Raw genomic sequence first — 13,061 nt, 5'->3', positions numbered from 1 at the left:
ATGCATCACTCGTCCTCTTCATCTCATCAGCTCAGCGTTCTCCGCCAGGGAAAAGGCTTTCCAATTCTCTGTCTACACGGTCATCCGGGGTTAGGCAGCAGTATGTCTGTCTTCACTAACCACTTATCCCAAAAATTCCAAACTTTTGCCCCTGACCTCCGGGGATACGGCAATAGTCGCATTAAGGGTAATTTTAGAATGGAAGACCATTTAACCGATTTGGAGGCGCTTCTAGACCGCTTCCAGATTGAGCGTTGCCTGGTATTGGGTTGGTCGTTAGGGGGGATTTTGGCGATGGAGTTGGCGCTGAAGCTGCCAAAGCGAGTCACGGGTTTGATTTTGATTGCCACAGCAGCACGCCCCCGTGGGAATCATCCGCCAATCAGCTGGCAGGATAATTTCTACACGGGGCTGGCTTCGATCGTGAACCGGGTACAGCCTGGGTGGGAATGGAATATTGAGACCTTTGGGAAGCGATCGCTTTATCGCTACCTGATCGGACAACACACTCCTGGCGCTTACCGCTACCTCGCATTGGAAGCGATGTCAGCTTACTTGCAAACCTCAGCGGCAGCAACACAGGCCCTCAATACTGCTCTGAGAGCTGGTTACAACCGATTGGCGGATCTCCAGCAAATCCAATGTCCGAGTTTGATGCTGGCAGGAGCAAGCGATCGCCACATCACCCCTGAGTCGAGTTTAGAAACGGCTCATCACCTCAAGGATTGCCAATGGCACTGCTACCCGAATACCGCTCATTTATTTCCCTGGGAAATTCCCGAACGGGTACTGCGGGACATTGACTCTTGGCTCGATAGCCATCCACAAGTCGTGACGCCAGCCAGAGTTTAGATACCATCGTCGCCTCACCCTGTCCCGAAGTGATGCAGCCCCCACAAAAGGGGATGCAAGTTCGAGTCTGGTATCCTTCCAATCTTGTGAATTCTTAGCATCCCAGAAGCATCTATTCCTAGCGATCGCACCCCTCTGGTAAACCCAGAGCGGTTAGGGGTAAGGTGCTAATGGGGATTCAAAGGAAGTGGATATCACCTGTGAAAAAGCTCAAAACCTAAGAAGGCTGACCGCTAAAAAACGTAGCTGTTCTTTGGCGGTCAAAACGCTCCCCCGACTCATCGTAAATCGTCAGCTTCTCTGGCTTACAGCGCTTCACAGTAGCCTTAATGCCTTTCGCTCCTTCTGCTTCCAGGTCTTCGATATAACCAGCTTTGGTTCTATCAGCTTCCTGGGAGCTAAGGAAAGGGCCAAAGTAGTAAGTACAACGGGGGTTGTCTGTGACAATCTCAACCCACGAAGCCCATCCAAAGAAGTGGAGAATGTTAATCAAGAATTCCTTCATGTTTTTGGCCTATCTTAGGGGATACAAAGCAGTCTTCTAAAAGGTTGTTCTTTACATTCTGTTATATTCTGTCATCTTTCTTTTTGAAAGTCTCTTTTGAAAGATTATTCAAGTAGAGCCGATTCGACCAGCGCTGACGATATATCTCATAAAGAGCCATTCCCCCTGCGACTGACGCATTCAGGCTTGGTGTGTTTCCCTGTAGCGGAATCGAAATCAGGAAGTCACAACACTTTTGTGTCAGAAGATTCAATCCTTCACCTTCAGAACCAATCACCAATACTACTGGCCCGGTAAATTGAGTAGTGTGTAACATTTGACCATCGCCTGCGGCGGTGCCATAAATCCAAAAGCCAGCCGCTTTCAATTCTTCTAAGGCACGGCTGAGGTTAACCACTCTGGAAACAGGAAAAGTTTCTAAAGCTCCGACTGCCACTTTCATGACGGCGGATGTGATTCCCACTGCTCGTCGTTGAGGGATCACCAATCCCTGGGCACCCAAAGCTTCTGCCGTGCGAATAATCGCTCCTAGATTGTGGGGATCGGTAATGCCATCCGCTACCACCAACACTGGCTGCTCCGAGACGGATTTTGCCTGAGCGATTAACTCACTCAGGTCAGTGTAAGCGTAGGGTGCGACTTGAGCGACCACTCCTTGGTGATTTGCCCCGTGGCTAATTTGCTCTAAGCGGCGCGCACTAACTTCATCGATTACCGTTCCCCGTTCCTTGGCTTTCAGTAGGAGGGAGTGAAACCGGGAATCATAACGCAAATTTGGCAGTATCCAAACCCGATTCAGCTGGCGATGTTTTTCCAACGCTGTGAGGACAGGATGCCGTCCATAAATCAGATCGCTTTCTTCTTCGGGTGCGGCTGCTGCTGCTCGATCCTCGTCCTGAAAACGACCTCTGGGGATCTCCCGTTCGTGACGGTTGGGAATTGACTTCTTTGGCTTGAAGTTGTCTGTCGGGCGCGTGTCAATTGAGTCTGTGTTTTTGTGGCGGGAAGCAGGACGGATTTGTTGACGCTCCCGGCGCGTGTCAGTTGAGTCTGTGTCTTTGTGGCGGGAAGCAGGACGGATTTGCTGACGCTCCCGGCGCGTGTCAATTGAGTCTGTGTCTTTGTGACGGGAAGCAGGACGGATTTGCTGACGCTCCCGGCGCTGGAGAATTGGCTTGACTTGCTCGTGCTTCCCAACTGGGCGCGAATCCCGATTGACATCCTCGTTATCAGAGAAGGAACGATCCTGGGGCGTCTGTTGCTCTACAATTCGCTTCCCAATCCGATTGTCCCCAAGACGCTTTGGGAAGGCACGCTTGGCTCGAATGGGCTTCCCTCGACTGGCGCTGGATCTGCTTGGAGGCTGAGGGCGGCGATGTTGATCGGCCATATTGTTAAGAATCTTTAACTTGTGGAAGTGGATTTAGCTCTAAGTAGCTCAGCAGCTGATTCAATCGCTGGGGATCTGTTAGGTAAAGATAGCCCATCAACGTCTCTAAGCTGCTAGCTTGTTGATAAATTTCGGGATCGAGGCGCTTGGGACGACCTGCCGCGGCGTTACGTCCCCGCCGCAAGATTTCTAATTCTGTGTTGGTAAGGTGGGGTTCGAGCGATCGCAATGCTTTTGCCTGACTTTCAGCTCTCACTTGCGCCACTACCATGTCATGATAAGCGTGGGATCGCTTGGGTGGCAGTAGATAAAAACTACGGATATAAAGTTCATACACGGCATCTCCTAGATAAGCTAAAGACGCCGGGGAAATCCGCTGAATTTGCGTGCGACGATCTGCGATCGCCCAGATCGAGTTCAACGATATTTTGGTTTCACCCAGTACGGGGTTAGTATTCAGCCAATCTGAACACTCTTCCTCCTGTGAACTCACATCTATGCCCTACCTCGCCCTCTAGTTGATCTTAATGCTTTTGCCTGAAAATCAGGGATGGGGTATGGGGAGTCGGGAGTCGGTAGGGGGTAATCGGTAATTACCTGTTCCCTTGTCTCCTACGCCTCTGCACCGCTGCTCTTTGTTTCCCCATCATTCCCGGTTCAGGACTTTTGAAAATGATTGGGGCGGGTTCTAAAGCCCCCGCCCCTCAAGCGCGAGTAGCCGAATCATCGCGGCATACGAAAAGCGCATCCGCGCCGCTACGCGATCGCGCCTCTGTATAGGTCAAGCAGGCTTGACATTCTCCAATGCCGCTTCGACTGAAGGCTGCAATGACAGAAACTGTTCTAAGCGAACCAGCTTGACAGTTTGAGTCACGCGGGCATTTGTAACAATTTGCAAACTACCCTCAAGACTTTGAGCCTTTTTCACCAGCTGCACTAGAGCGCCCAATCCAGAGCTATCAACAAAATCAATTTTGGAAAGATCCAGCACAACGTTGCTGGGTCCATCTTCAATACACTTGCTGATAACTTTCCGAAATGTGGGTTCGGAAAAAGCATCCAATAAGCCTGTGAGGCGGAATAGCTGATAATTGTCCCTAACTTCGCGAGTGCCTCTTAAGCTGACAGTTAGGGTTAGTGGCTCAGGAATAACACCCTCCTAGCTGGATTGTCCTTAGTCGAGGCTTTATTATAAAACACAATGCGCGGATATACGCATCTGTTGTAATTCGTCCTTAGTTATTCGCGACCGAGCAAGGATATTAAGACTTTCTACTTCATCTGGGACACCCCTCACCCCTCTTTCCCCCTCTCGCGCAAGGAGGGGGAAATCTACTCGCTAACGGGTCTTATCGAAACAATGCAATCGCATCTAGGCGCTACGCTTATGCGATCTCATCTGCTCAACAAATTGCTCAAACAGATAGTCGGCATCGTGAGGGCCAGGGCTAGCTTCTGGGTGATACTGCACGGAAAAGAAAGGTAGAGATTTGTGACGCAACCCAGCCACGGTGCGGTCGTTCAGGTTTAGGTGGGTAATTTCCACTTCTGGATTTAGAGAATCTGCGTCAATGGCAAACCCGTGGTTTTGGCTGGTAATCTCCACTCGCTGCTTCTCAAAACCCGCCGGTTGATTTAAGCCCCGATGACCAAATTTGAGCTTGAAGGTGTCAGCCCCCAGCGAAAGACCAAGAATTTGGTGCCCCATGCAGATCCCAAACATCGGTTTCTGGCTTTCTAGCAGCGCCCTTGTGGTTTCGATGCCTTCGGTGACAGCAGCGGGATCGCCGGGACCATTGGAAAGAAAAATTCCATCCGGCTTGTGCTTGAGAATTTCTTCGGGGGGTGTATTGGCGGGAACCACGACTACACGGCAACCGTAACTCGCCAGACGCCGTAGGATGTTCCGTTTGATGCCAAAATCAATGGCAACCACCGTGAGGGGTTCCCCGCTTTCGGAGGGGATTCCAGGGCTAAATTCCCAACTCGACTCGGTGGGGTCAGACCACTCATAGACTTTGGCAGTCGTCACTTCCCGAACTAGATTCAATCCTGCCATGCTGGGAGCTTCTTGCACTTTCTCCAACAATTCAACGGGGTCAAGAATTTCGGTGGAAATTGCGCCATTCATGGCACCAGCAGAGCGAATCTTTCGGGTAAGGGCACGGGTATCGATGCCGTAAATGCCTGGAATGTTGTGTTGCTTGAGATAATCGGGCAAAGACTGGCTTGAACGCCAATTGCTGGGACGGGAGGCAATGTTACGAGCGATCGCGCCCCGCACTTGGGGACCATTCGATTCTTCATCATCTAGATTGACACCAGTGTTGCCTAATTCTGGATAGGTGAAGGTGACAATCTGACCGCAGTAGCTGGGATCTGTCAAGACTTCCTGGTAGCCGGTGATACCTGTGTTAAAGACCACTTCACCGATAGCTGTTCCAGGGGCACCAAAAGACCAGCCTTTGTACGACGTGCCATCGGCAAGGACGAGCAGAGCTGGTTGAGGAGAAGAAATAGACATAAGGGAGTGGTTAGTTTTTAGAAAATACTTCTTAGTTGGTAAGTTAGCATCTCACAGCCGTTGGGATAAGAGGTAGGGGGTACTGTGTGAGAATGCGATCGCATTTGGCAGCTCCTAATTGAAGGGGCGACGATAGCAATTCCAAGGTTGGGTGTATTGGATTGTAGGGGCATGACATTGCCATGCCCCTATTATCGGGAGACCTACTGTATAAACATCACCCATTCAAAAAAACATGAGCGAATGGCTAATTTTTCAGAAACTCAACTAACTGCTCCAACTTCGACCAGGCAGTACCGCTACCCAAGATTTCTCTAGCCATTGTAATGCCCTCCGCATGGCTACCCATTGCGATCGCGCCCCCAACTTGGAGTGCCAACGCCGCATTTAAAGCCACTACATCTTGCTGTGCAGATGTTCCTTTTCCTTGAAGGACATCGCGCAAAATTTCGGCATTTTCCTCAACATCTCCACCCCGAATCGACGTGGTGGGTGCTGGTGTCAAGCCTAATTCGTGGGGATGCAGCGTTGTCAGTTGTACCTCACCACCAGACAGCACTGCTAAATCTGTCGCGTCTGCTAATCCAGCTTCATCCAGTTTCTCTCGTCCGTGCAGAACAATTGCCTGCTGAGTTCCTAACTGTCCTAAAGCATGGGCAATCGTCACGACCAGGTTAGGATCGCACACCCCAATGATCTGCCCGGTAGGGCGTAACGGATTTACTAATGGGCCTAATAAATTAAAGACCGTCCGCACTTTCAAGGTTCGCCGCAGCGATGCCACCGCTTTGAGCGCTGGGTGCCAACCGGGTGCAAATAAAAAGGTAATCCCGACTTCTTCTAGTGCGGCTTGTGCTTTCTCACTGCTGGCGTTTAGGTTAACTCCCAGCGCTTCCAAGACATCCGCCGATCCAACTTTGCTCGAAGCCGAGCGATTGCCATGTTTGGCAACTGAGACGCCAGCAGCAGCGGCTACAAAGGCAACAGCGGTAGAGATATTAAAGGTTGATGCCCCATCTCCACCAGTTCCACAGGTGTCAATGACTGGAGTGAGGATGGGGGACTGTGGGCGCTTCGCCTTCTCGACGAGTGGGCTGAGTGGGGAGGATTGAGACTGCAACACCTGAGCCATCCCAGCGAGTTCGTCTGCCGAAACCCCCTTTGCTTGCAGGGCGGCTAAAATCGCCCCCGATAGCACTGGTGGAATTTCCTCGTTTAACCATGCCTGCATGAGAGAGGCGGCTTGGTCATGAGGCAGGGATTGCCGATCGAGTAGCTGTTGTAGCAGGTTAGGCCAAATGGATGTGTCGGTAGAAGCGATCGCTCCTGTCGTCCCAGCATCTTGGCTTATCAGTGAAGGAGTATTAGTCATTGACAGGTCTGGGTGCAGCGCACTCAGTTCAGAGGCATTTTGCAAAAGCTTATCGGATCGCCAAGCTCTCTAGCAACGTCCTGCACGCTTCTGTGTCGTAATTTTCCTGAGAGCGCACAGTGGTTTTTTGATAAATATTAAGATTCAGCTATTTTGCTGATTCCAATTAGACCCTTTTAGTTTGATGATTTTAAATATTCATACTTGTCACTATCAGTATCACCCTATTTATTAACTTTATTTGTGCGTAGGTATACAGCGTTAATTCGCTTCATCAAAACTTTATATTACTAACTTTTTATAAATAAACGAAGCTTCTCAGGCAAAAATGAGTATTTTACGAATTGCCTAAATTAATGGTAGTTACGGAGGTTTTCTGTTGATGCAGTCTTTCAAGCCAAAAGTGTCTGAAGAGGAAATAAAATTAGATCATGTATTTGTTCCGGAAAACCATTCTAAAAGACCTCCGAATAATTGGCTAAAACAGCTAATCCGTTGCTTAAGTATCCGGCAGAAAATTGGTTATGGATATGCAGTTGCCATTGGAATAGCAACTTTGGGGGCGAGTGCAGGGCTGCTCGTTGGCGAATATTACCAGCGACAGATGTCCCAGCAACTCAAATATGCACAGCAAGAAGCTTATCTTTTGAGTAGTTTGAAAATTGCTGTACTAGAAGCAAGAAACCAGCAGCAACAGTTAATTTATCAGTTAAGAAAACCAAAAGAGTTTCACAGCGAAGTTTTGCGCTTAGTAGAGAAAATTGAAAAGGTTGAAAAACTTTATTCACAAGTAAAATTATTTGGTAATGAATCTCAATTATTCAAGCATTCAGCTCAAGAGATTGCAGAAGTCGAAAATTGGTTGAAAACTTACGACGGAACTGTAGAAGTTTATAGCCAAAACCTAAATGTAATCTTAAAGAAAATTGATAAAGATGGTGGGTTGCAGCCTGAAACAGTTCTAATAATCCAAAATTCCTTGCTGAATTTTACCAATACTCAGGAGGCGCTTAAGTTTGATAGTCTCTCAGATGATTTAACAAAATTGATTGAGGTTGCTAATCACGATGAGGAAGAAACAGCGATCGCTTTACAGCAGGTAGAGAAACTGCGAATCCAGATAATTGTTACCAGTATGTTGCTGTCAATGGCGATCGCCGCGATAATCGCCCGCTATTCCAGTCGAGCGATCGCGCATCCTCTGGAAACTGCAACTCAAATTGCTCAGCAAGTTACCGAACAAGCAAATTTTACTCTTCAGGCACCCGTAATTACCGAGGATGAAGTTGGACGCCTGACAACCTCCCTCAACCAGCTAATCCGCAGCGTCGGCACCTACACCCAGGAACTGAAGCAAACCCAAGCACAGCTTCATCGCTTCTTCAACCTTTCATTCGATATGCTTTGTGTCGTCGGGTTTGACGGCTATTTTAAGCAGATAAACCCAGCTTTTGAAACAACACTTGGCTACACTGGCGAAGAAATTTTAGCAAAGCCATTGTTGAATTTTATTCATTCTGAAGATCGAGCAACCAGCATTGCTGAGGCAAGGAAACTTGCTAGCGGAGTCATGGTTAGCTCCTTTATAAACCGCTACGGCTGTAAAGACGGTTCCTATAAATGGCTGGAGTGGACGTGCGTCCCCTTTGCTCCAGAAGGTTTAATCTATGCGGTTGCCCGTGACATTAGCGATCGCATACACGCCGAAACAGCACGGCAGGAAAGCGAGCAGCAATTCAGAGCTTTGGTTGCTAATATTCCAGGTGCCATCTATCGGTGTAGCTGCGATGACGACTGGAAGATGGAGTTTATCAGCGATGCGATCGCAGAAATTTCTGGTTATCCGCCTGGAGACTTTATTCACAATCAAGTTCGCAGTTTTGCCAGTATTATTCATCCTGAAGATACCGCGATAGTGGACAGGCTTATCCAGGAGGCTGTGCAGAAAAAACAGCCTTTTATCATTGAGTACCGAATCATTCGAGCCGATGGAAGTATCCGATGGGTCTACGAGAAAGGTCAGGGCATATTCAATTCCACCGGAGAGCTTCTGTGTCTAAACGGGGCAATCTTTGATATTAGCGATCGCAAGCAAACAGAAGAGGCATTACACTCATCAAACCGGCGAGTCTTCAAGGTTCTTGAAAGCATCACGGATGCTTTTTATGCCCTCAACCATCAGTGGCAGTTCACCTATATCAACAAGCAAGCGGAGCTACTTTTACAGAGAACCCGGTCCGAACTTCTGGGCACGAATATTTGGGATCGGTTTCCCGCTGCAATTGGGTCAAATTTTTACAATCAATATCACCAGAGTGCTGCTGAACAAGTCTCTATCACGTTTGAAGAATTTTACCCAGCTCTCGATATCTGGGTTGAAGTCCGTGCCTACCCCAGTGAAGAGGGGCTTTCTGTCTACTTCCACGACATCACTGAGCGGAAAGCTGCTGAAAAAGCCCTAGCAGAGCGAGCTAGACTAGCCGCATTTCGTGCTGATATTGGATCTGCTCTCACTCAAAGCGATTTACAAGGTATCCTGCAACGCTGCGTCTTGGCTGTGGTTAAACACCTAGATGCAGCATTCGCCCGCATTTGGATGCTCAATGTTGAGGAAAACGTACTAGAGCTGCAAGCTAGTGCAGGGATATACACTCACCTAAACGGCAATCATCGCCGCGTTAAAGTCGGACAATTCAAAATCGGTCTGATTGCCCAAGAGCGAAAACCACACTTCACGAATTCTGTCCTTGACGATCCTCGTGTTAGCGATAAAGATTGGGCGAAGCGAGAGGGAATGGTTGCTTTTGCTGGCTATCCCTTAACAATCGAAGGTCAGCTCGTAGGGGTGATTGCCATGTTTACCCGCCATACCTTGAGCGAATCTATTTTCAAGGCGCTAGAATTTGCCGCAGATGAAATTGCCATAGGGATTAAACGCAAGCAGGCAGAGGAAGCACTCCAAAGATCGCTCAAAGATTTGTCTGACGTCAAATTTGCCTTAGATCAGGCGGCGATTGTTGCTATCACCGATCGAAGAGGAATGATTAATTATGTCAACGATAAATTTTGTGAAATATCCAAATATTCCCCAAAAGAACTCATAGGACAAGACCATCGAATTCTTAATTCAGGTTATCATTTACAAGAATTTTTTAGGAAGCTTTGGTCAACAATTTCTAGCGGCAAGGTTTGGAGAGGTCAAATTAAGAACAGAGCTAAAGATGAAACTTATTACTGGGTTGATACTGCCATCGTTCCTGTTATGGACGAGCGAGGAAACCCTTTCCAGTATTTAGCAATCTGCTCCGACATCACCGATCGCAAAGCCACTGAAGAAGCGTTGCGGCTATCGGAAGCCCGGTTCCGAGAACTGGCGGCTCAAGAAGAACTTTTCAATCATTTAGCTAGCCAGATCCGTAACTCTTTAGAACTGGATACCATTCTAGAGACGGCTGTTCATGAAATCTATCATCGGTTACACCTAGATACGTGCATCTTTTCCTGGTACCGTCCTGACATGGAGCCTGTTAGTTGGGAAGCGGTGAAGGAAGCCAAAAAGACCGATCTTCGTAGTTGGGTGGGTTTTTTCCCGGATGAAGCCTTTGGTGCCTTTACTGAGAAAATCCTGCGCCAAGAAATTGTTCGCGTCGATGATGTCAAGACTCTAAACAACGATCTGCCGTTACAGCAGCTGTTATTGACAACGGGTGCGGCTTCTGTGTTAGGGCTACCACTTCAAACACAATTCGGTAGGATTGGCTTAATAATTTGTAATCGCATCCAAGAAGCAAAACCTTGGACGGATGCTGATGTGGCACTGCTTTGCGCGATCGCTAATCAGATGGCGATCGCAATTAACCAAGCTGAACTCTACGCCGACGCTAGTAATTCCGCCCATCTTGCCCAAGATAAAGCCTTGCAACTGGAACAAACATTGCAAGAACTCAAAGAAACTCAAACTCAGCTGATTCAAGCCGAAAAAATGTCCAGCCTCGGTCAGATGGTTGCTGGCATTGCCCACGAATTTAATAACCCGGTTAACTTTATCCACGGCAATCTGCAACACACGAACGACTACGTTCAAGACTTACTTAACTTAGTGAAACTTTATCAGCAACAATATTCTAATCCCGCGCCTAAAATTCAGAGTTTTGTAGAGAAAATTGACCTAGAATTTATCGCTCAAGACCTACCCAAAATGCTGTCTTCTATGAAGATAGGGACGCAGCGAATTCGCGAGCTAGTCTTATCCTTACGGAACTTCTCGCGTCTTGATGAAGCGGAGATGAAAGCCGTTGATCTCCACGAAGGCATGGACAATACGCTGTTAATTTTAAATAACCGTCTCAAAAAAGAGATTAATGTGATTAAACACTATGGCAAGTTACCTCTTGTTGAGTGTTATCCTGCACAGCTCAATCAAGTATTTATGAATATCCTGAGTAATGCGATTGATGCACTGCTGGCTCAGAAAGAGCGGGAAGATAAACAAATTGTTATTTCTAGCCAAGTATTAGGAAAAAATCAGATAATCGTGAGAATTCGGGATAATGGTTCTGGAATTCCACAACCAATTCTAGAGAAAATATTTGACCCGTTTTTTACAACTAAAGATGTCGGAAAGGGAACTGGCTTAGGACTTTCAATTTCCTATCAAATTATGGAAAAGCATCATGGAAAAATTATGGTGAGTTCCCAGATGGATGAAGGAACAGAATTTGCAATTTACCTTCCGATTAAGCAGTCAGGTTTGTCTGCGAAATCGGTTCTAGCCAAGTCAAATTAAGATTCGCCTGCTGTAATTTGCTTCCCACAAACACAAGTCTTGGTTAAACAGTTTTAATCCAAATTTTTGTAGCTGAAGAATCTGAACCAATAGCACCATCATGTAGAATCAACAAATTCTGAATAAGCATCTCAAAAAATATGTCAGAAAGTCGTGTAACCTTCAACGCCGAGGAAGTGTTGCCGGACGAGCGCAACTTCGTCGCCGCTGTTCTAGATACAGCAGCAACTTTGGTAGTGGTTCTCGATACCCAGGGGCGAATTGTCGTTTTTAATCAAGCTTGCCAGCAAACCACTGCTTACTCGGCGGAGGAAGTCAAAGGCAGACCATTCTGGGATTTATTTCTGCTGCCAGAAGAAGTGGAATCTGTCAAAGCGGTCTTCAAAAATCTTCAAGCGGGTCAGTTTCCAAACCAATATGACAACTATTGGTTAACGCGCGATCGCGATCGCCGTTTGATTGCTTGGTCGAATACGGCGCTGCTTGACTCCTCTGGTGGGGTCAAGTAGATCATCGGTACGGGGATTGACATTACCGAGCGTCACCAGGCAGAGCAAGCCCTAAAAAAGGCAAAGGCTGAGCTAGAAATCAGGGTCGAAGAGCGGACGGCTGAACTTAGGAAAGCCAACGAGCAATTGCAGGAAGAAATGCTAGAGCGCCAGCGTACCGAGGTGGCGCTCGAACAGAGCTATAGCCTCTTGCAGGCAGTTATTGAAGGAACACCCGATGCCATCTTTGTCAAAGATCTACAATGCCGGGTGGTGATGGCGAATTCAGGTGTTGGCACGATTTTCAATCGGCAGGTAGAGGAAATTATCGGCAAGGATAATACCGAGTTGTTGCCGCCTGAGATTGCCCGTCAGATAAACGAAACTGACCGCCGCGTTATGACATCGGGTGAACCGGAAATGGTTGAGGAAGTTGTCACCATCATGGGAATCACCAAGATTTATCTCTCTACAAAAAGCGTTTTGCGTGATGCTTCTGGAAATGTCATAGGTCTAGTCGGCGTCTCGCGGGATATCAGCGAGCGTAAAGCGGCTGAGGAGGCGCTACGAGAATCCGAAGAGCATTATCGTCACTTTATTGAGACTGCCTTAGAAGGAATTTGGGTGATCGACGCTGAAAGCAAGACGATTTTTGTCAATCGCACACTGGCAGAAATGCTTGGCTACAGCATTGAGGAGATGCAGGGTAAGTCGCTATTTGATTTCATGGATGATGAAGGGAAAGCGATCGCGGCTCGCCAAGTCGAGCTTCGCCGCCAAGGTATCGAGGCCAAGATTGATTTTAAATTATGTCGCAAAGATGGCTCGTTTCGATGGGCAATTGTTTCGACCTCTCCCATCTTCGACTCAGCAGGGAATTATGCTGGAGCCTTTGCGATGATTACGGATATCACCGCTCGCCGACAGGCGGAAGAAGCACTGCGCGAAGGTGAGGCGCGACTAAGAGAACAGGCAAGGCGGGAAAACTTGCTCAACCGTCTCGCTAGCCAAATCCGTAACACTCTTAACTTAACCTGAGTTCGGGATAAGGAGGGGACAAGCGAGTAAGCTAAAAGTCATCACACAACAGCTTTACAGGCTCGTCCCATGCTTAGTCTAGAAGAACTTTTTTGCTCTGTCGATG

General features: G+C 47.8%; 10 protein-coding genes. 4 read left to right on the top strand and 6 right to left on the bottom strand.

Annotated features, from left to right (window positions below; all coding sequences use genetic code 11):
- Positions 1 to 852 carry an alpha/beta hydrolase gene (locus NDI34_RS21190; protein ID WP_190531432.1) on the top strand — a complete coding sequence of 284 codons (852 nt, stop codon included), beginning with the start codon at positions 1 to 3 and terminating at the stop codon, positions 850 to 852.
- Positions 853 to 1,069: 217 nt separating this feature from the next.
- Here the strand turns inward: NDI34_RS21190 and NDI34_RS21185 are convergent, their stop codons facing one another.
- The 6 genes from NDI34_RS21185 to trpD form a co-directional block, all read right to left on the bottom strand.
- Entirely contained in the window at positions 1,070 to 1,357 is a 288-nt protein-coding gene (locus NDI34_RS21185) for a DUF1816 domain-containing protein (RefSeq protein WP_190414796.1), read from the bottom strand.
- Between the two features lie 61 nt (positions 1,358 to 1,418).
- Positions 1,419 to 2,339, bottom strand: a complete 921-nt coding sequence (rlmB, locus tag NDI34_RS21180; RefSeq protein WP_347276055.1) for a 23S rRNA (guanosine(2251)-2'-O)-methyltransferase RlmB — start codon at positions 2,337 to 2,339, stop codon at positions 1,419 to 1,421.
- Between the two features lie 412 nt (positions 2,340 to 2,751).
- Complete coding sequence (locus NDI34_RS21175; RefSeq protein WP_242028867.1) at positions 2,752 to 3,189, bottom strand: ribonuclease III domain-containing protein; 438 nt, start codon at positions 3,187 to 3,189, stop codon at positions 2,752 to 2,754.
- Between the two features lie 339 nt (positions 3,190 to 3,528).
- Positions 3,529 to 3,897 carry an anti-sigma factor antagonist gene (locus NDI34_RS21170; RefSeq protein WP_190414821.1) on the bottom strand — a complete coding sequence of 123 codons (369 nt, stop codon included), beginning with the start codon at positions 3,895 to 3,897 and terminating at the stop codon, positions 3,529 to 3,531.
- Between the two features lie 222 nt (positions 3,898 to 4,119).
- Positions 4,120 to 5,271, bottom strand: a complete 1,152-nt coding sequence (carA, locus tag NDI34_RS21165) for a glutamine-hydrolyzing carbamoyl-phosphate synthase small subunit (RefSeq protein ID WP_348233734.1) — start codon at positions 5,269 to 5,271, stop codon at positions 4,120 to 4,122.
- Positions 5,272 to 5,518: 247 nt separating this feature from the next.
- Positions 5,519 to 6,643, bottom strand: a complete 1,125-nt coding sequence (trpD, locus tag NDI34_RS21160; RefSeq protein ID WP_190433664.1) for an anthranilate phosphoribosyltransferase — start codon at positions 6,641 to 6,643, stop codon at positions 5,519 to 5,521.
- A gap of 382 nt (positions 6,644 to 7,025) precedes the next feature.
- Between trpD and NDI34_RS21155 the strand changes: the two genes are divergently transcribed.
- The 3 genes from NDI34_RS21155 to NDI34_RS21145 all read left to right on the top strand — a co-directional run bounded on the left by NDI34_RS21155 (position 7,026) and on the right by NDI34_RS21145 (position 12,955).
- Positions 7,026 to 11,429, top strand: coding sequence for a PAS domain S-box protein (locus tag NDI34_RS21155; RefSeq protein ID WP_348233733.1), 4,404 nt, complete (start codon positions 7,026 to 7,028; stop codon positions 11,427 to 11,429).
- Positions 11,430 to 11,569: 140 nt separating this feature from the next.
- Complete coding sequence (locus tag NDI34_RS21150) at positions 11,570 to 11,938, top strand: PAS domain-containing protein (RefSeq protein WP_190414801.1); 369 nt, start codon at positions 11,570 to 11,572, stop codon at positions 11,936 to 11,938.
- Between the two features lie 138 nt (positions 11,939 to 12,076).
- The gene (locus NDI34_RS21145) at positions 12,077 to 12,955 is read left to right on the top strand and encodes a PAS domain S-box protein (protein ID WP_348233732.1); all 879 of its coding nucleotides are present in this window, start codon (positions 12,077 to 12,079) and stop codon (positions 12,953 to 12,955) included.
- Positions 12,956 to 13,061 lie beyond the last annotated feature (106 nt).

The sequence above is a fragment of the Trichocoleus sp. DQ-U1 genome, from assembly GCF_039961925.1.
Classification (GTDB): domain Bacteria; phylum Cyanobacteriota; class Cyanobacteriia; order Cyanobacteriales; family FACHB-T130; genus FACHB-T130.
The sequence above is the reverse complement of the archived record's forward strand: the minus strand, read 5'-3'. Positions and strand labels throughout refer to the sequence as shown.